The 18,957-nt window shown below is 72.5% G+C and carries 15 protein-coding genes and 1 pseudogene; 9 read left to right on the forward strand and 7 right to left on the reverse strand.

Annotation, left to right across the window (positions count from 1 at the left end):
- Window positions 1-9 precede the first annotated feature (9 nt).
- The 3 genes from efeB (at window position 10) to DMA15_RS10280 (ending at window position 3,215) form a co-directional block, all read left to right on the forward strand.
- Entirely contained in the window at window positions 10-1,257 is a 1,248-nt protein-coding gene (efeB, locus tag DMA15_RS10270; protein ID WP_125512472.1) for an iron uptake transporter deferrochelatase/peroxidase subunit, read from the forward strand.
- A gap of 4 nt (window positions 1,258-1,261) precedes the next feature.
- Window positions 1,262-2,116 (forward strand): iron uptake transporter permease EfeU, encoded by an 855-nt coding sequence (gene efeU / locus DMA15_RS10275; RefSeq protein ID WP_125512473.1) that lies wholly within the window; start codon window positions 1,262-1,264, stop codon window positions 2,114-2,116.
- Between the two features lie 109 nt (window positions 2,117-2,225).
- A complete protein-coding gene (locus DMA15_RS10280; RefSeq protein WP_125512474.1) occupies window positions 2,226-3,215 on the forward strand; it encodes a hypothetical protein in 990 nt (329 codons plus the stop codon).
- 30 nt (window positions 3,216-3,245) lie between these two features.
- Here DMA15_RS10280 and DMA15_RS10285 read toward each other — a convergent pair whose 3' ends face one another.
- A complete protein-coding gene (locus DMA15_RS10285; protein ID WP_125512475.1) occupies window positions 3,246-3,971 on the reverse strand; it encodes a bifunctional DNA primase/polymerase in 726 nt (241 codons plus the stop codon).
- 176 nt (window positions 3,972-4,147) lie between these two features.
- Between DMA15_RS10285 and DMA15_RS10290 the strand changes: the two genes are divergently transcribed.
- Complete coding sequence (locus DMA15_RS10290) at window positions 4,148-4,996, forward strand: glycerophosphodiester phosphodiesterase (RefSeq protein WP_125512476.1); 849 nt, start codon at window positions 4,148-4,150, stop codon at window positions 4,994-4,996.
- Between the two features lie 19 nt (window positions 4,997-5,015).
- Here DMA15_RS10290 and DMA15_RS10295 read toward each other — a convergent pair whose 3' ends face one another.
- Window positions 5,016-5,660, reverse strand: a complete 645-nt coding sequence (locus DMA15_RS10295) for a TetR/AcrR family transcriptional regulator (protein ID WP_125512477.1) — start codon at window positions 5,658-5,660, stop codon at window positions 5,016-5,018.
- Window positions 5,661-5,790: 130 nt separating this feature from the next.
- Between DMA15_RS10295 and DMA15_RS10300 the strand changes: the two genes are divergently transcribed.
- Window positions 5,791-5,976 (forward strand): DUF6243 family protein, encoded by a 186-nt coding sequence (locus DMA15_RS10300; RefSeq protein WP_125512478.1) that lies wholly within the window; start codon window positions 5,791-5,793, stop codon window positions 5,974-5,976.
- A gap of 220 nt (window positions 5,977-6,196) precedes the next feature.
- Complete coding sequence (gene ddaH, locus DMA15_RS10305) at window positions 6,197-7,030, forward strand: dimethylargininase (protein WP_346428907.1); 834 nt, start codon at window positions 6,197-6,199, stop codon at window positions 7,028-7,030.
- On the opposite strand, the gene DMA15_RS10310 is transcribed toward ddaH, so the two are convergent.
- Window positions 7,027-9,057 carry a glycoside hydrolase gene (locus DMA15_RS10310; protein WP_125512479.1) on the reverse strand — a complete coding sequence of 677 codons (2,031 nt, stop codon included), beginning with the start codon at window positions 9,055-9,057 and terminating at the stop codon, window positions 7,027-7,029. The two genes, ddaH and DMA15_RS10310, sit on opposite strands and share 4 nt — an antisense overlap.
- 190 nt (window positions 9,058-9,247) lie before the next feature.
- Here DMA15_RS10310 and DMA15_RS10315 point away from each other — a divergent pair, with 190 nt between their 5' ends.
- Window positions 9,248-9,754: a hypothetical protein gene (locus tag DMA15_RS10315; RefSeq protein ID WP_240659735.1), complete on the forward strand. Its 507-nt coding sequence runs from the start codon at window positions 9,248-9,250 to the stop codon at window positions 9,752-9,754.
- Window position 9,755: 1 nt separating this feature from the next.
- On the opposite strand, the gene DMA15_RS10320 is transcribed toward DMA15_RS10315, so the two are convergent.
- The 3 genes from DMA15_RS10320 to DMA15_RS10330 all read right to left on the reverse strand — a co-directional run bounded on the left by DMA15_RS10320 (window position 9,756) and on the right by DMA15_RS10330 (window position 13,460).
- Complete coding sequence (locus DMA15_RS10320; RefSeq protein WP_125512481.1) at window positions 9,756-10,754, reverse strand: small ribosomal subunit Rsm22 family protein; 999 nt, start codon at window positions 10,752-10,754, stop codon at window positions 9,756-9,758.
- A gap of 286 nt (window positions 10,755-11,040) precedes the next feature.
- The gene (locus DMA15_RS10325) at window positions 11,041-12,216 is read right to left on the reverse strand and encodes a serine hydrolase domain-containing protein (RefSeq protein ID WP_125512482.1); all 1,176 of its coding nucleotides are present in this window, start codon (window positions 12,214-12,216) and stop codon (window positions 11,041-11,043) included.
- Window positions 12,171-13,460, reverse strand: coding sequence for a multidrug effflux MFS transporter (locus DMA15_RS10330; RefSeq protein ID WP_125512483.1), 1,290 nt, complete (start codon window positions 13,458-13,460; stop codon window positions 12,171-12,173). Before DMA15_RS10330 ends, DMA15_RS10325 begins: the two co-directional genes overlap by 46 nt.
- 124 nt (window positions 13,461-13,584) lie before the next feature.
- Between DMA15_RS10330 and DMA15_RS10335 the strand changes: the two genes are divergently transcribed.
- Entirely contained in the window at window positions 13,585-14,961 is a 1,377-nt protein-coding gene (locus DMA15_RS10335; protein ID WP_164551719.1) for a ricin-type beta-trefoil lectin domain protein, read from the forward strand.
- Window positions 14,962-15,102: 141 nt separating this feature from the next.
- A pseudogene (locus tag DMA15_RS37405) lies at window positions 15,103-16,203 on the forward strand (glycosyltransferase family 4 protein); the annotation flags it as partial.
- A 1,037-nt stretch (window positions 16,204-17,240) separates the two neighbouring features.
- Here the strand turns inward: DMA15_RS37405 and DMA15_RS10345 are convergent.
- Entirely contained in the window at window positions 17,241-18,875 is a 1,635-nt protein-coding gene (locus DMA15_RS10345) for an alkaline phosphatase D family protein (protein WP_125512485.1), read from the reverse strand.
- Window positions 18,876-18,957 lie beyond the last annotated feature (82 nt).

Consider the following 18,957-nt stretch of genomic DNA (forward strand, 5'->3'; position numbering starts at 1 on the left):
GGGGAACCGATGCCTGAGGACAACACCCGCGCCCCGTCGCGGCGTTCGCTGATCGGCTGGGGCGGCGCCGGGCTCGCGCTCGGCGCGGCCGCGGCCGGCGGCGCGGTGGCGATGACCCGCTCCGGCGACGAGGTGGCGCCCGCCGGGGACGCGGGCGCGGCCGTCCCCTTCCACGGCGCGCACCAGGCGGGCATCGCGACCGCCGTCCAGGACCGGCTGCACTTCGCGGCGTTCGACGTGCGGACGGACGACCGCGCGGAGTTCGTGCGGCTCCTCAAGGACTGGACGCGGGCGGCCGCGCGGATGACCGCGGGGCACACGGTCGGCGAGGGCGCCTACGGCGGGCTCGCCGAGGCGCCGCCGGACGACACCGGTGAGGCGCTCGGGCTCAAGCCGTGCCGGCTGACGCTGACGATCGGCTTCGGCCCCTCGCTCTTCGACAGGTTCGGCCTCTCCGGCCGGCGCCCGGAGGCGCTCGTCGACCTCCCCAAGTTCCCCGGCGACAACCTCGACAAGGCCCGCAGCGGCGGCGACCTGTGCGTGCAGGCCTGCGCCGACGACCCGCAGGTGGCGGTGCACGCCATCCGCAACCTCGCCCGCATCGGCTTCGGCAAGGTCGCCGTGCGCTGGTCGCAGCTCGGCTTCGGCAAGACCTCCTCCACGACGCCGGACGCGCAGACGCCCCGCAACCTCTTCGGTTTCAAGGACGGCACGCGCAACGTCTCCGGGCAGGACGGCTCGGCGCTCGCCAAGCACGTGTGGGTGGGCGAGAAGGACGGGCCGGACTGGATGGCGGGCGGCTCCTACCTCGTGGCGCGGCGCATCCGCATGAACATCGAGACGTGGGACCGCACCTCGCTCGGCGAGCAGGAGGACGTGTTCGGGCGCGACAAGGGTGAGGGCGCCCCGGTCGGCAAGGCCAAGGAGCACGACGAGCCGTTCCTGAAGGCGATGAAGCCCGACGCGCACGTGCGGCTCGCACACCCCGACGCCAACGACGGGGCGACGCTCCTGCGCCGCGGCTACTCCTTCACCGACGGCACCGACGGGCTCGGCCGGCTGGACGCCGGTCTGTTCTTCCTCGCCTACCAGCGGGACGTGCGCACCGGTTTCATCCCGGTCCAGCGCAATCTGGCGCGCTCCGACGCGCTCAACGAATACATCCAGCACGTGGGTTCCGCGGTCTTCGCGGTCCCGCCGGGCGTCCGGGACAAGGACGACTGGTGGGGCAGGGGCCTGTTCACCGGGGAGGCGTGAGCCGATGTTCGGCAACTATCTGATCGGCCTGCGCGAGGGGCTCGAGGCCAGCCTCGTCGTCTGCATCCTCATCGCCTACCTGGTGAAGACCGGGCGGCGGGACGCGCTGGCGCCGATCTGGAGCGGCATCGGTGTCGCGGTGGCGCTCGCGCTCGGCTTCGGCTGCGCGCTCACCTTCGGTTCGCAGGAGCTGACGTTCCAGGCGCAGGAGGCGCTCGGCGGCTCACTGTCGATCATCGCCGTGGCCCTGGTGACGTGGATGGTCTTCTGGATGCGGCGCACGGCGCGGCACCTGAAGGCCGAGCTGCACGGGAAGCTGGACTCGGCGCTCCAGATGGGGACGGCCGCGCTGGTGGCGACGGCGTTCCTCGCGGTGGGCCGGGAGGGCCTGGAGACGGCCCTGTTCGTGTGGGCGTCGGTGCGGGCCTCCAGCGACGGTTCGCACGGGCCGCTGCTCGGCGTGGCCCTCGGGCTGCTGACGGCGGTCGTGCTCGGCTGGCTGTTCTACAAGGGCGCGGTCCGCATCAACCTCTCGAAGTTCTTCACCTGGACCGGCGCGATGCTGGTCGTCGTGGCGGCGGGCGTCCTCGCGTACGGCGTGCACGACCTCCAGGAGGCGGAGTTCGTCGGCGGGCTCCAGGACAAGGCGTTCGACATCAGCACGACGATCCCGCCGGACAGCTGGTACGGCACGCTCCTGAAGGGCGTCTTCAACTTCCAGCCCGACCCGACGGTGCTCCAGGTCGTGGTCTGGCTGCTGTATCTGGTGCCGACGCTGGTGTTCTTCTTCGCGCCGGGGCGGAGCGCGGCCGTGAAGCCCGCGGCGGCGACCGAGGCGGCCGTCGCCGAGAAGAGCTGAGCCAACCCCGGCCCGGGGACCCGCGAACCCGCCGCTGACGCCCGGAACGGTCCCGGTAGGGTTCGGGCCCGGGAACGGCGTTGGTGAAGGGCCTAGGTGAAGGGACCCCATGAGTAAGGCGCGCAGGCTTCGCGGTCTTTGCCGTCCGGTCGCGGTGGCGGCGACGGTGACCGCCCTGTCGGTGACGGCGACCGGTTGCGTGACGGTGCACGGCGAGCGGGAGGTCCTTCCCACGGCGACGAAGGCCGAGGCCGCGAAGGCGCTGAAGGACTTCCTCACCGCGTACAACAAGGCGGACAAGGCCTACGACCCGGCCCTGGACGCCGCCCGCATCACCGGCCCGCTGGGCGCCATCAACCAGGGTGGCCTGAAGGCGCGTCACGCGCAGTACCCCGAGGGCAACCCCAAGCACGTGCCGCTGGTGCTCACGGACGTGAAGTACTCGATCCCGAAGAAGGCCGGCTGGCCCCGCTGGTTCATGGCCGACACCAAGGCCAGCCGCCGCTCGGACCTGCGCTGGCTGTGGGTCTTCACCAAGAGCGGCCCCGACGCGCTGTGGCGGGCCACTTATCTGAACCTGGTGGCGCCGCAGAAGGTGCCACGGCTGAAGAAGGACAAGGACGGCTGGGCCGAGCCGGTGGGCGTGGGCGCGGAGGATCTCGCGATAGCCCCCTCGGATCTCGGCGAGAGGTACACGTCCTTCCTGAAGGCGGGCGGCAAGGGCTTCGCGCCGGGCGACCACACGACGCGCTGGAAGGCCCTCCGCGACAAGAACTCCAAGCGGGCCGGTCTGGTGGTGCAGTACATCGACGAGCCGCGGAACGGCGGCCCGTTCGCGCCGCTGGGTCTGCGCACCGAGGACGGCGGCGCGCTGGTGTTCTTCTCCACGCACCACTACGAGAAGCAGACCGCTGCCAAGGGCCTCAGCCCGAGGGTCGACGCGAACGCGAAGGCCCTGCTCAAGGGCGAGGTGCGGCAGTCACTGCTACTGACCCGTGCCGGCAACCAGGTGGCCGTCGACCCGAAGAAGTCCGGCGGCGACAGGGTCACCGTCCTCGGCCGCATGCAGGGGCTCACGGGCGCCAAGGGCGACCAGTAGGGCCGTCCCGCACCGGAGCGCGGGCGGCCGTCAGCCCCGCAGGGGCCAGGCGGCGGTGTCCTGCTGGGGCTCCCCCGCGACCCGCGCGCACTCGTCGGTGAGCGTCTCCAGGAGCGTCAGCGGGTCCGGCAGCGGATGCTCGGGGCCGCGCACCCAGCGCACGTCCAGGTCGCCGGGGAGCTTGGCGGGCGGCACCAGGACGTACGAACCGCGGCAGTGCCAGCGCAGGCCGGGGTGCTCGTCCATCGTCTCGGGGTGGCAGTCCAGCTCGCAGGGCCACCACTCGTCCTCGTCCTCGGGGGTGCCGCGGGTGGCGGTGTAGAAGAGCATCCGGTCGTCGCCCGACTCGGCGACGGGGCCCACCTCGATGCCGGCCGCGAGCAGCCGCCGCAGCGCCTCGCGCCCGGCGTCCAGGGGCACGTCGAGCACGTCGTGGACCATGCCGGTCGCGGTGATGAAGTTGGCCTGCGGCTGGTGGCGGGCCCAGCGCTCGATCTGGCCGCGGTCGGTCGTGGACTGCGTCTGCCAGGCGAAGGAGACGGGGTGCCGGGCCGGGGTGGGGCAGCCGATGCGGTCGCACGAACATCGGTACGCCGAGGGATACGCGGCCGGGGCGAGCGGCAGACCGGCGCCCGCCGCGGCCAGCAGCAGGTCCTCCCGGGCCCGGTCATCGGCCGTCGTGTCCTTGGGACGACGGCGCAGCCACTGGGAAATCCTGCCCTGCCCGCCGGACCGGCTGCCGAACTCCGCGCCCATCTAGCCCCTCACCTCGCCGTTGTGCCGAAAGCATGACCCATGGTCCCACCATCCTGCGCCTCCGGGGGCCGGAGCCCACATCCGGGGTACCCGGGGTGATGCCAGCCGCCGGATGACATCACGCCCCATCGCGGACTAAGTGGTGAATTGCCCTTTACCCCCCTACGGTGTCGCCCATGGTCATTACGACTGCGCTGACAGGCCTCACGGCGCTGACCCTCACGGCTCCGAGCGGCTTCCTCGCCCCGATCGAGTGGGGCCGCGGGCCCCTGACCCTGGACGCGCTCCCCCGCGTCGTCTACACCGCGCACCGCGGCGGGGCCCTGGAGGTCCCGGAGAACAGCATGGCGGGGCTCCTGACGGCGTACGAGCGCGGCACCGCCCAGGTCATCGACTTCGATACGCGGATACTGCGCGACGGCACGCTGGTGGTCATGCACGACAAGACCCTGGACCGCACCACGTACGCGACGGGCCCGGTGCGGCTGCTCGACCGGATCCAGTGGCACGGCGTCCTGGTGCGGCCCGACAGCTCGCTGCCCGGCCGGTGGCGTCCGGAGCGGGCGCCGACCGTCGAGGAGGTCCTCGACCGGTTCGGCGGGCGGATCATGCTGATGCTGGAGGCCAAGGATCCACGGAGCGTGGGGAAGCTCGCCGCGATGATCCGCGCCCGCGGCCTGACCCGCTCGGTCTTCGTGAACACCAACAGGCCCGCGGTCGCGCGCCGCGCCCACGAGCTGGGCCTGCTGGCGCAGCTGTGGCGCTCCAAGGTCCAGATGCGCACCGACCGGCCCGAGCGCTGGGCGTCGTACGTGGACGTCCTGGACGTGGACTACAAGGCGCGCGACAGCGATCTGCGGCGCGCGGTGAACTCGGGCGTGCCGCGGGTGTGGGCGCACACGGTGACGACGGCGAAGCAGCGCGACCGGGTGCTGCGGCTCGGCTGCAACGGCGTCATCACGGACGCCCCGGGCCTTCTGTCGCGTACGCCGATCGAGCCCGCGAGGGCCGCCGGGCGGGTGTGAGCGGCGCGGCCGGGGCGGGTCAGGACGCCGCGGGGCGCGGGGTGATGCCGTAGAGGGCGTACTCGACGAGCTTGTCCGCGTAGGCGTGGGTCAGGGGGCCCGAGCGCATCAGCCAGCGCTGGGCAAGGGGGCTCGCCCACAGCTCCAGGGCGATACGGGGGTCGACGTCGGGCAGGACGTGCCCGGCGTCCTGGGCGCGGCGCACCCGGTTCACGAAGAGCTGGAGCTGCGGTTCGAGGAGCTTGGCCACGAACTCCTCGCCCAGCTCGGGGTTGAGCAGGCCCTCGGCGGCGAGCGCGCGGTAGGGGGCGTCGTACTTGGAGTCGTTGAACTCGTCGACGGTGGCCCGCATCACGAACTTGAGGTCGGCCTCCAGGTCCCCGGAGTCGGTGATCTCGGTCTGGACGGCGTCCTGTCCCGCGTTCTCGCTCGCGGCCCGGGAGGCCTGCTCGGCGAGGTCGAGGAAGGCGTCGAGCAGGACGGCGCCCTTCGACGGCCACCAGCGGTAGATCGTCTGCTTGCCGACGCCGGCGCGGGCCGCGATGGCCTCGATCGTCAGCTTGGCGTACCCGGCCTCGGTGACGAGGGCGAGGGCGGCGTCGTAGATCGCGCGGCGCGAGCGTTCGCTGCGGCGCGTGGAGTCGGGGGCGGTCTTCTGAGACATGCCGTCGAATGTAGCAGCGCCGAACCGAGACGTACCGTCTTGACAAGACGCGGCGTCTCGCTCAAAGTGGAGTCCTCGGCGAGACGATCCGTCTCGTCGGTTCGGCGGAATTCGATGGAGGTGGGCACACATGACCCGAGGCGGATCCGGAAACATGCTGGGCGTCGGCGGCACCCGCAGCAACCTTCCCCGCAAGGCCCTGCGCGGCGCGGGCCGCGGTGGACGCGTCGGCGGCGGGCTGAGCCCCCAGGAGCAGAAGCGCGAACTGCTGCGCAAACTGCGGGAGGGGCGCGAGTCGGGCGGCGGCCGGGCGTGAACCGCGCGGGGCCGTGAGCGCGGAAGGCCGTGTCCCGCGATGGGCCGTGAGCACGGCTGCCCGGCGTCGGCAACCACCCGTTCGGTGCACAGCGCGAAGGCTCCTCACACCGCACTATGGGCAGCAACTGCCCCACGGGGGGCGGCAACTGCCGCACCATGGGCAGCAGCCCGCCCACACCGGGCGGCATCTGACCCCTGCGGTACGTGAGGAGCCTTCGTTGTCCCGTTTTCCTCGCTCTCCTCGGCGCGCCACACCCCGGCGCTATCTGATGTGCCCACCGGCACACTTCAAGGTCACGTACTCCATCAACCCCTGGATGGACCCCGCCAAGCCGGTCGACGTCCCGCTCGCCGTCGCCCAGTGGGAGGACCTGCGTGACCGCTACCGCTCGCTCGGCCACACCGTCGAGGAGCTGACCCCCCGCCCCGGCCTGCCGGACATGGTCTTCGCCGCGAACGGCGCGACCGTCGTGGAGGGACGCGTGCTCGGCGCGCGCTTCGCCTACCGCGAGCGCGAGGAGGAGGCGGCGGCCCACCTGGAGTGGTTCCGCGCGCACGGCTTCACCGAGATCCACGAGCCCACCCACATCAACGAGGGCGAGGGCGACTTCGCCGTCACCTCCTCCTACGTCCTCGCCGGGCGCGGCTTCCGGGCCAGCCCGCTCTCGCACGGCGAGGCACAGGAGTTCTTCGGCCGCCCGGTGATCGGGCTCGACCTCATCGACCCCCGCTACTACCACCTGGACACCGCGCTCGCCGTCCTGGACGACGCGGCGGACGAGGTCATGTACTACCCGCCCGCCTTCTCGCCCGGCAGCCAGGCGGTCCTGCGGAGCCTGTTCCCCGACGCGGTGATCGCCGAGGAGCCCGACGCCGAGGCGCTCGGGCTCAACGCCGTCTCCGACGGGCTCCATGTGCTGCTCCCCCAGGCCGCTCTCGGGCTCTTCGAGCCGCTGCGGGCGCGCGGCTACGAACCCATCGGGATGGACCTGAGCGAGCTGCTCAAGGGCGGCGGCAGCGTGAAGTGCTGCACGCAGGAGCTGCGGGGCTAGCCCTTTCGCAGCTCAGCCGGGCAGAGCCGGCGCGGCTTGTCGTCGCCCTTGAGGCGGGCGTCGGCACAGCCGCCCGGCAGTCCCCCGTACGCCTTGGTGCCGAAGTTGGCCGTCACCGTCAGCGCGCCCTTGCCGAAGACCGTGCGCTGGACGGTGCGGCCCTTGGTCAACTGCCGGAAGGAGGTGAGCTGTTCGGTGCCCGCGGCCTTGTGCAGGGGCGAGAAGTACTTCTGGAGGGCGGCCAGTTCGGCGCCGTGCTTCTTCAGCGAGGGGCCGTCCAGGACGTAGTTGAGGGGGGTGTTGTAGAGCATGGCGAGCAGAGCGCGGGTGGTCTTCTGGGCGGGCAGCTTCTCGTACGAGAGTTCCCAACGCTCGGTGTTGACCAGCGAGCCGTGCAGCGCCGTCTCGTAGAGCGGGGCGCGGTAGCGGGGGTCGTACATCGCCTTGGCCAGGTCGGCGGGGAGGTCGACCGGCTTGAAGAAGACGCCGGGCGCGCCCTCGGGGTAGTAACCACCCCACTTCTCGCGGTCCTTCTGGAGCTTCCACATGCCGTCGGCGACCGGTGTCGCGCCGCCGTGGTCGAAGGCGAGCGTCTTGTTCGCCCAGGCCTGCGCGGTCTCCGAGCCGAGGACGAGGCCCCGGTCCGCGATGCGCCGCATGCGCGCGAGGCGGTGCTCGCGGTCCTCGGCCTTGGTCATCCGGTGGCCCTTGCCGTGGTCGCGGAAGAGTTCGCCGGTGGCGTCGACGTCGAGGAAGTAGCTGTCGGCGCCGTTCGCGACCATCCGGCGGGTGCGGTCGGCGAGGTAGTGGTGCGTCTTCTCCGCCTTCTCGAAGGCGCGCGAGCTGAGGTAGCAGCCGCGGCCGCCGAAGCCCGTCACCGGCTCGCCCTCGGCGTCACGGACGCAGAAGTCCGGGTAGACGGTGCCGGGCCAGACGGAGTTCGGGGCGTCGGCGGTCTCGGGGTCCTGGCCGTTGGCGAAGGAGTCGTAGGGGCCGATGAGGTACCCGGCCTTCTTCGCGGCGCGCACCGCCGCCTTGTCGGGGTGCGGCTCCCCGTCGTAGCCGAGCCACATGCGGTCGACGCCCAGCTCGCGCAGCTCCTCGATCCCGGCGCTCTTGCGGGCGTCGCCCCAGGTGTAGGCGTGGAAGGCGCCGAGGAGGCGGGCGGTGGCGGGGTTCTTCGCGATCTTCCGCTTGAGGCTGCCGAGCTGCCCGCGCTCGGTGAGGTAGGAGCGGTAGTCGGCGGCGGGCGCGACCGGGTTGCCGTCGGTCAGGGCGAAGGTGACGGAGTAGTCGCGGGTCTTGTCGCCGCCGTCGAAGGTGTGGTCGGCGGTGGCGCGCAGCCGGCCGCCGGGGGCGGTGAAGCCGAGGGTCGTGCCGATGTCGGTCGGGGTGAGGTAGCTGACGCCCGTGCGCCTGCCGAGGGAGTAGCCCCACAGCGGCAGGGTCAGATCGGCGCCGACGTCGACGCTGCTGCCCGCGAGGGCGCCCTTGCCGGTGGTCCAGAAGGCGTCCGTGACGGGGATGTCCAGGCCTTCCCCGCGCGGGAGTTGGAGGGCCGACGCGGCGGCGTCGGTGCCGGTGACGGGCCAGCTGACGGAGGTGTCGCGGTGCGCCCTCAGCGTCAGCGAGAGGCGGCCGTGGTCGGTGCGGGCGGTGACGTCGATGCCGCGCTCGGGGTAGCTCCAGCGGGCCCGCCCCTCGCCGGTACGCGTCACGGGGCCGGGCCTGCCGAGGTCGGTGTCGGAGGCGTCGGAGAGGGTGAGGGCGCGGCCGTCGCGGGTGTGGGCGCGTACGGCGAGGGAGGCGGTGTCGACGACGGCCGTACCGCCGTCGACGGCCAGTTCGACCTGCTTGCCGTGGGCGGGCCCGGCCCCGGCGGTGAAGGCGTAGGTGGTCGCTCCGGCCGCGGTGAGGGCCAGGGCGGCGGAGAGGGCGAGGAAGCGGCCCCGGGACCGCCTGCGGGCGTGAGCGCGGGCGCCGCCGGGCCGGCCGCCGCCCGCGGGTGAACTGATCTTGGTTGTCATGGAGATGTGAATAGTCACAGCGTCTAAGAGGTTTATAAGGGGCGCGTCAACTCCACTCCACGCGCCTCCTCGTGGTACCAATACGGGCGCGCGGGAACAGACAGACGATTCCCGTGCGACGCACCACGACAACCAAACAGTCGGGCCCGTCCGGGCCCAGGGGGAAGAAGAGGTAAGCGCAGTGAACCGCATGCGCACGTCCGTCGCAGTCCTGGCCACCGCAGGGGCACTCACCGCAGCCCAGCTCGGCACCGCGGGGGCCGCGTCCGCGTCGGCCAAGCCGGAGCCGAAGCCGCGCGCCGCGTCGGCCGCTCCGAGCGCCGCTCCGCGCAGCTCCGGCTGCCCGATCGACATCGTCTACACCTCCCGTTTCCAGATCGACCGGAACGGCTGGGTGACCAACGGCGGTCTGTACTTCGGGCTGAAGAACAAGAGCAGCAAGAGCTTCAAGAAGGTCAGCTTCACGGTGACCAACGTCAAGAACATCCGCTTCGGCAAGGCCACGCCGAAGGGCGGCAAGGTCACCCGCAAGACGTCGAAGACCGTCACGGTGTACGACAAGAGCCTCGCGGGCAAGGCCAAGCTCGGCGTCAAGGTGCGCACGCACCTGCTGAACACCAGGTCCTACAAGGTGAAGTTCTCCGTGCGCGGCAACGGCTGGAACTGCTCCGTGGACCAGGGCACCTGGGGCGCCTGAGTCACTGCTCGGACGGGGGCGGCCACGCGTCGCCCCAGTCCGTGTCGCGCGCCGCGCGGTAGAGGGGGCCGTGGCGCTTGGTCACGGTCTCCCTGCGCAGCTGCTCCTCGGCCCCGCACAGGTCGAGGAGCACCTGGCCCTTGCGGATCTGGGGGCGGCGCACCACCCGGTTCGGCGGCGGGAGCGGGTCGAAGCGGGTCGCCGCGACGTAACTGAACTTCTCGTCCTCGTACGCCAGTGAGCCGCCCTTGACCTGGCGGTGCAGGGACGATCTGCTGACCCGCGCCGCGAAGTGGCACCAGTCTGTGCCGGGTTCGATGGGGCAGGCCGCGCTGTGCGGGCAGGGCGCGGCGACCTGGTATCCGGCGGCGATGAGCTGCTCGCGTGCCTCGATGACGCGCGTGTAGCCGTCCGGGGTGCCCGGTTCGACGATGACGACGGCCTGCGTGGCCGCGTGCGCCGCCGCGTCGACGACCGAGCGGCGGTCGGCGTCGGTCAGCTCCTTGAGGACGTACGAGATGGTGACCAGCTCGGCGCTTTCGACGGTGAGCGAGGCGCCGATGCGTTCGCGCTGCCAGCGGGTGGCGGCCAACCGGGGTTCCGCCGCCGCCAGTTCCCGTCCCAGTGCGAGGGCGGGCTCGGCCCAGTCGAGGACCGTGACGGGACGCTCGCCCAGCCAGGTCGCGGCGGCCGCCCAGACGGCGGCGCCGGTCCCGCCGCCGACGTCCACGTGGCTGCCGGGCGCCCAGCCCTCGGGGGCCGCGTCCGCGAGGGCCTCCAGCGCGGAGCGCGCCGCCTCGAAGGTGGCGGGCATGCGGTAGGCCGCGTAGGCGGCGACGTCGGCGCGATCCCGCAGGATCGGGGCGGCGGTCGGGGTCCGCCCCCGGTAGTTCTCGATCAGCCGCGCCACGGCCTGCGAGGCCTGCGAGGGCGGCACGCCGTCCAGCGCCCTCGCGAGGGCGCCGCTCAGCTTTTCCACCGGGGAGTTCAGGTCGTTCACCCGCTGATCCTACGGGGGTACGGGGGCGGCGGTCTCGTCTGCCCACTGCCGCCGTCCGGCGGGTGCGGGCCGTCTCGGGCTGGTCGCGCAGTTCCCCGCGCCCCTACGGGGCGCGACCCCGGCCGAGCCCCGTCAGGGGCGCGGGGAACGGCGCGAGCAACCACGACGCACCCGCTGGGCAACCCGCCACGCGACCGCGTCTGCCTACTGCCGCCGTCCGGCGAGTGCGAATCGTCTTCGGCTGAGCGCGCAGTTCCCCGCGCCCCTTCGGGGCGCTTTCGCGAGGTCAGCTGTCGCGGGCCGCCCTGGCCAGCCTCGTGGCGGCGGAGGCCCGAGGGGTGCTGTCACCCGGACGGCGCCGGGGATGCACCGCGTTGGCCAGCAGGATCAGGAACGTATCCGTGGCGCGGTCGAGGACGAGGGACGTTCCCGTGAAGCCCGTGTGGCCCGCCGCGCCGCGCCCCGCCAGTTCGCCCATGAACCACGGCTGGTCGATGCCGAAGCCGAGGCCGGAGCCGGTGAGCATCAGCTCGACGTGGTCGGGGCCGAGGATGCGGGCCCGGCCGTACGAGCCCCCGCACAGCAGGGTGCGGCAGAACACCGCCAGGTCACGGGCGGTGGAGAAGAGCCCCGCGTGCCCGGCCACACCCCCCAGCGCCCAGGCGTTCTCGTCGTGGACGACCCCCCGCAGCATCCCCCGGTCCACCTTCGCCCAGGGCCTGCGCTGGTCCTCCGTCGCGGCGGCGTCCGCCCGCGGCCCGAAGCCGGTGTCGTCCATGCCGAGCGGCCCCGTGATGCCCTCGCGGACGAGGGCGTCGAGGCGGCGCCCGGTGAGCCGCTCCAGGATGTGCTGGAGGAGCAGCATGTTCAGGTCGGAGTAGACGTACGAGCCCGGCTCGGTGACCGGCGACTCGGCGCGCAGGGCGGCGAGCCGGGAGGCGTCGTCGGGGCAGTCGTACAAGGGGAGTTCGGGCCGCAGCCCCGAGGTGTGCGTGAGGAGCTGCCGCACCGTGACGCCGTGCTCGGCGGCGCCCCGGAACTCGGGGACGTACGCACCGACGGGCGCGTCGATGCCGAGCGTGCCGCGCTCCAGCTGCTGCACGGCGGCGACGGTCGTGAAGAGCTTGGTGAGCGAGGCCAGGTCGAAGGGCGTGTCCGTGCGCATCGGCACCTGCCACTCGCGGGGCAGCTCGACGCCCGTTTCGGCCTCCGGGTCGTACGAGGCGTAGCGGACCGCCCACCCCGCGGCGGCCTCGGCCGCGATGACCGGGCCACGGCCCACGGCCACCACCGCACCCGCGCACCAGGGCCGCGGCCCGCGCGGCAGCTCGCGCACGTCGGCGACGAGGCGGTCGATCTCGTCCGGGTCGAGGCCCGCCCGGGCCGGGGTGCCGGTGCGCAGGAGCCGGGGTGCGCTCAGTGGTCCGCCTCCTCCGTGGGCGCGTGCCGCCAGGGTCGGCACAGTCCCACGAAGCAGGTGAGGGCCGCCAGCGCGCAGACCAGTTGGACGACGGCCATCGGGACGGCCGTGTCCTCGCCCGCGATGCCGACGAGCGGCGAGGCGATCGCGCCGATGAGGAAGGAGGAGGTGCCGAGCAGCGCGGAAGCGGAACCGGCGGCGTGCGGGGTGCGGGTGAGGGCGAGGGACTGGGTGTTGGGCATGGCGAGGCCCATCGCCGACATCAGGACGAAGAGCCCGGCGGCGACGGGGAGGAGACCCACATCGCCGAAGACGCCGGCCGTCATGAGCAGGAGCGCCGTCGCGGCGACGGTGATGGCCGTCAGTCCGAAGGCGAGCGCCTTGTTGAGGCTGACGCGGCCGACGAGGATCTTGCCGTTGATCTGGCCGACGGCGATCAGGCCGACGGAGTTGACGCCGAAGAGGAGGCTGAAGGTCTGCGGGGAGGCGCCGTAGATCTCCTGGATCACGAAGGGCGAGGCGGAGATGTACGCGAAGAGCGCGGCGAACGCGAAACCGCCCGTGATCATGTAGCCGGTGAAGACGCGGTCGGCGAGGAGCGCGCGCATGGTCCGCAGCGCCTCCAGCGTGCCGCCGCCGTGCCGCTTCTCCGGCGCGAGAGTCTCGGGCAGGCGCCGCCACACCAGGAGGGTCAGCGCGATGCCGACGCCGGTGAGGACGGCGAAGATGCCGCGCCAGTCGGTGAAGCGCAGGACCTGGCCGCCGATGAGGGGCGCGACGACGGGGGCGACGCCGGAGATCAGCATCAGGGTGGAGAAGAAGCGGGCCATCTCCACGCCGTCGTACAGGTCGCGGACGACCGCGCGGGCGATGACGATGCCCGCCGCGCCCGCGAGGCCCTGGAGCAGGCGGAAGCCGATGAGGAGTTCCGCGGTGGGGGCGAAGGCGCAGGTCGCGGTGGCGAGGACGTAGACGAGCAGGCCGATGAGGAGCGGGCGGCGCCGTCCCCACTTGTCGCTCATCGGGCCGACGACGAGCTGGCCGAGGGCCATGCCGAGCAGGCAGGCCGTCAGGGTCAGCTGCACGGTCGCGGCGGGCGCGTGCAGGGCGTCGGTGACCTCCGGCAGCGCCGGCAGGTACATGTCCATGGAGAGCGGGGGGACGGCCGTGAGGCCGCCGAGCACGAGGGTGACGAGGGCCCCGGTGCGGCGGAGGGCGGCGGGGCTCGCGGGGCCCGCCGCCTTCGGTATGTGGTGCTCTTCCGTTGTCCGCCCGCGCTCAGGCATGCCGCCCCTTCCGTGGATCGATGCGCCGTCCATGGTCGCAGGTCGAGTGACGGCCCGGGGCCTCACTCGTTTGGCTCATCGCCGGGCAGATCTTACGGGCCCCGGCTTCGCGCGAGAAGCGGAGTTGCGTGCCATCGCGGAGATACGTGTCATTCACACCTACAAGTTCGTGCTGTCCGTCCTCATCGGGCTCGCCACGCTGGCATTCACCGTGCCCGCGCCGGACGATTCACCGGTCGGCGCGGAGTGCCGTGACACGACGCTGGTCGGTGTGGCGCACCAGGATGACGACCTCTTGTTCATCAATCCGGCGATCGCCGAGGACTTCGGGAAAGGGAAGTGCCTCCGCGTCGTGTACGTGACCGCGGGCGACGCCCATCTGGAATGGTCGGGCGGGTATGCCGTCCGCCGCGAATGGGGCGTACAGCAGGCGTACAGCGCTCTCGCCGGTATGCCGATGCGGCCGGGCGCGCCCAGCCCTTGGGAGTACGCGCCCGTGAAGGCGGGCGGGCGGACCCTGCACGGTGTGCGTCTGGACACCGGACCGCCGGGGCCCGACATCCGGCTGCTCTTCCTGCGGCTGCCCGACGGGGGCTGGAGCCAGGAATCGTCGCGGCGCCACAGCCTGCTCGCCCTCTTCCGGTCGAGGGTCCATTCGCTCGGCGCGGTGGACGGCTCCGCGCGTTACACGGAATCGGATCTGGTCGCCACCCTGGCCGCCCTCATCAGGCGTTTTCGGCCCGACACCGTCCGCACCCTGGACTTCGCCAACACCACGCTGAAGTCCTCCGGCGAGGAATGGGCCGACCACAGCGATCACGCGATCACCGCGCGCTATTTCCGTCTCGCGACCCTCCGCGCCCGAATGGAATCAGACCCTCCTCGACTGACCGGATACGAGGGATATGGGAATGCGCTGCGTCCGCCCAATCTCAGTGCCGCCCGAACCGCCCACAAAAGGGCCATTTTCGAGCATTACTACATTCATGACGAGAGGCTGGTGAACCGCTGCCCCGGACATTACTGCGCGCCCACCAGAAAGGCGGCAGATCATTACATCCGGTGGCTCGAAAGGAATTATCCGCGCCGCACACCCGTCGCCCGCCCCGGCACCATCGTCTCCTGGATCGGCTCCACGGATTCCGGATTCACCGAGGCCGACCTCTGTCTGACCGGGGACGGCGGTGAGCACGGCGGCGAGATCCGCACCGCCCCTTGCACCGGTGCGCCCCAGCAACGGTGGCGCCTCGCGGACGGCCTGCTGCGGGCCGGGAGCGCGGGCGGCGGTCACCGATGCGTACGGGCCGAGGGCTCGGCCGTCGTCCTCGCGCCCTGCACCGGCGCACCTGCCGCCTGGTGGCTGGTCACGCGGTGGGGGCAGCTGCGTACCGCGGGCCGCTGCCTGACCCAGGACGATCCGCTGCGGCCGCACCCCCGGTTGCGGCTGGCCGCCTGCACCACGAAAGACCCCGGGCAGCGCTGGTTCACGCAATTCCCTTGACGCCGGGGCGAGTCAACGCGGCGACCGCCCGTTCACCGTACGGAGTGGCCATCACGCCCCCACGCGTGTGCTCACCGGAAAATCCGCCAAGACATGGAAAAGTGGGCTTCCCAGACAAATTGCCGATCCGGACAAGGCACGATGAAAATCTCCTTTCTGCTGCAGAACGCATATGGAATCGGTGGCACCGTCCGCGCCACCTTCAATTCCGCCGGTGCCCTCGCCGAGCGCCATGACGTTGAAATTGTCAGCGTCTGGCGGACGCACGACAGGCCCAGTCTGCCGCTCAGCGGAAAGGTCCGGCTGCGGCCGCTGATCGACAAGCGCCCGCACGCGCCGCGCAACGACCTCGGCAGCGCACTCCTTGGCGGGCCGACGGCGTGCGTCCCGCGCGTCGAGGCGCACGGCGCCGGTTTCGACGCGCTCACCGACCGGCGGGTGGCCCGTTTCCTCGGCCGTACGGACGCCGACGTGGTGGTGGCCACCAGGCCGGGCCTGGTGGTCTACCTCGCGGAGTTCGGCCGCGGCCACTATCTGCGGATCGGCCAGGAGCACCGCGTCTACGGCACCCACGAGCCCGGCATCCGCGCCGCGCAGGACGCGGCCATCGCCTCGCTGGACGCGCACACCACCGTCACGGAGGCGGACGCCGTCACGCACCGCCGGGAACTGGCCGCCACGGGCACCCCGATCGTGTCCATCCCCAACTCCTCGCCGCCACCCGGCACCACCGCGTCGGACGGCACGGCCCCGCTGGTCATCGCCGGTGGACGCCTCATCCCGGTGAAGCGGTACGGCCTGCTCGTGGACGCCTTCGCCACCGTGGCCGCCGCGCACCCGCACTGGAAGCTGCGGATCTACGGACGCGGCCCCAAGCACTCCGCGCTGCGCGCCCGCATCGACGAACTGGGGCTGAGCGACCACGTGTTCCTGATGGGCGCCACCCCCTCCCTCGCCACCGAGTGGGCCAAGGGGGCGATCGCCGCCGTCACCTCCCGCGAGGAGTCGTTCGGCATGACCATCGTGGAGGCCATGCAGTGCGGCACGCCCGTCGTCGCCACCGACTGCCCCCACGGGCCCGCCGAGATCATCCGGGACGGCGAGGACGGGCTGCTCGTCCGCTCGGGCGACAGCGCCGCCGTCGCCCGAGGGCTCCTCACGCTCATCGAGGACGCGGACCTGCGCCGCGCCATGGGCAGCGCCGCCCGCCGCAGCGCCGAGCGGTACGCGCCGGACCACATCGCCCGCCGCTACGAGGAGCTGATCGCCGACCTGCGCGCCGCCTCCCCGCCCGCCCCGGCCCCTCTCGACCTGCGCGTGGCCGCCGGTGTCAGGCGCGCCGGAGCCGCCACGCGCCGGGCGCTCGGGCGGACCGTGCGCAAGGTGGGGCGCGGGCGCGCGGCGCGGCTCGGCCCGCTGCGGCCGAGGTCGGCCTGTTCCGTGAACGCCGCCGGCGATGTCGTCGTACGGCTGGAGCGCGCCGGGATGCGGGGCAGCGCGTTCACGCTGACCGCGACGCGGCGCGGCACCGAAGGCCGGGGCGAGGATCTGCTCGCGGTTCCCCTGCGCGGGCCCGAGACCGACGGGGCCCCGTGGACGGCCGTGCTGGAACGCCGTGCCCACCGGCTCGCCGAGGGCCGCTGGGACTTCCATGTCGTCCGGTCGGACGACGGCGTACGGCGCCGCGTGGCGTGCACGACCGTCGAACAGCGCGACCTGCTGGGCCTCGCGGCCCTGCCGGGGACGCCGTTCGGCTGGTGGATCCCCTATCCGACCGTCAAGAACAACCTCTCCCTGCGCACATGGCACCGCCCCGCGCACGCCGAGGCCCACACGCTGACGGCCGACGCGGCGTCGTGCGCGGTGGAAGGCACGCTGTACGGCGCGGAGTTCGCCCACGAGGAGCGCCCCCGCCTCCTCGCCGTACCGCGCCGGAATCCCGCCTCCGCCTTCGAGACCGACGTGACGACGTGCGGGCCCGACCGCTTCCGCTTCCGCGTGCCCTACACCCGGCTCCTTGACGCCGGTGACGGAGAGCCGGAGACCTGGGAGCTGGCCCTGCGGCTCTCCCCCGGTGCCGAGCCGGTGCGGGTGGCGCGCGTCATCGGCGATGTCGTCGACCGCAAGCGGACGGACGTGTATCCGGCCGCCGAGTACCCGTATCCGGCTGCCGGGACGCCCGGCGGCCGGGCCGGTGCCACCGCCTCCGTGCGTCCCTTCTTCACCGCGGACAACGATCTGGCGCTGGCTCTCAGGACGCCGGAGGCCGCCGACGGCGGCTACGCGGGCCGCAGCCCCGGGTCGCCCGACTCGGTCACGAAGGACGCCGCGGTCTTGATGGGGGCACCCGGCGTCGTGACCGCCGAGACCGTCTTGAAGTCGGCGCGCGCCTCGTCCCGGCCGAGGCCGACCGTCACGTAGCCCCGCCGCCCGTTGTAGAACTTCAGGTGCGGGTTGGCCTTGGTGTACGTGTCCCAGTTGGCCGGCTTGTCCGCGCCGTCCTTGCCGCTCGCGATGGACGTCGCGACGATCTCCGTGCCCACGGTCCTCGACGAGGGGTCGTCGAAGTCGGCCTTGATGTCGAAGGCGTAGCCGACGTGCACGTCTCCGGTGAGGACCATGAGGTTGTCGAGGCCGGCCGCCTTCGCGCCCGCGAGGACCCGCTTGCGGGAGGCGCGGTAGCCGTCCCAGGCGTCCATGGAGAGCTTGGCCTGCGCGGTGAGGTCCAGCTTGCGCTGGGAGAAGGTGACCTGCTGCGGGACCACGTTCCACAGCGCGCGCGAGCGGCGCCAGCCGTCGAGGAGCCAGCGCTCCTGGGTGGCGCCGGTGATGGTGCGCCTCGGGTCGTCCGACTCGGGTCCCGGGGCGTGCGCCTTGTCGCCGTACGCCTGGTCGGAGCGGTACTGGCGGGTGTCGAGGATGTCGAACTGGGCGAGGCGGCCCCAGACCAGGCGCCGGTAGAGCTGCGCGTCGGGGCCCTTGGGCAGCTGCGGGCGGCGCAGCGGGAGGTTCTCCCAGTACGCGCGGTAGGCGGAGGCGCGGCGCAGCAGGAACTCGGCGGGCGGGTTGCCGTTCTCGTCGATGTCGTCGGCGTAGTTGTTCTCGGTCTCGTGGTCGTCCCAGGTGACGACGAAGGGGTGCGCGGCGTGGGCGGCGCGCAGGTCGGGGTCGGACTTGTAGAGGGCGTACCGCAGGCGGTAGTCCTCCAGGGTCTGGGTCTCCTTGTTGTAGTGGGCGGGCAGCGTCCGGTCGGTGTAGTTGCGTGCGCCGCCGGTCGCGTTGACCGCGTACTCGTAGAGGTAGTCGCCGAGGTGGAAGACGACGTCGACGTCATCCTGCGCGAGGTGCTTGTACGCGGTGAAGTAGCCGTCGTGGTACGCCTGGCAGGAGACCGCGGCGAGGGTCAGGGACCCGGGGCGGCTGCCCGGCGCGGGGGCGGTGCGGGTGCGGCCGGTGGCGCTGGTCCACTGACCCGCGCGGAAGCGGAAGTAGTAGCGGCGGCCCGCGTCCAGGTGGTCGACCTCGACGTGCACGGTGTGGTTGTACTCGGGGTGCGCGGTGGTGACGCCGCGTCTGGCGACGCGCCGGAAGCGGGCGTCGTGGGCGAGTTCCCAGTGGACGGTGACGCGCTCCTTGGGCAGGCCGCCGCCGGGCTCGTAGGGGGCGGGGGCGAGGCGGGTCCACAGCAGGACCGAGGAGGGCAGCGGGTCCCCGGAGGCGACGCCGAGGGTGAAGGGGTTCTCCTTGATGCGGCGGGCGTCCAGCTCGGCGGCGCCCGCGACGCCCGCGGTCGGCAGGTTGGTGGCGAAGGCGAGCGTGGCGGCGGCACCGGTGACGGTGAGGAAACGGCGGCGCCCCAGGTGCTGGGCGGCGGCCCGGAGTTCGGGTGCGTGCTGCTGGGCTGCGGGTGTCATGTGGCCCTCCCCTGACGATTGGTGTCAGGGGCATGTAAGTGGCGGGGGACGTCCTGCGCCTGTCACGTACACAACAGCCATA

This window comes from Streptomyces sp. WAC 01529, assembly GCF_003945545.1.
GTDB classification, from domain to species: domain Bacteria; phylum Actinomycetota; class Actinomycetes; order Streptomycetales; family Streptomycetaceae; genus Streptomyces; species Streptomyces anatolicus.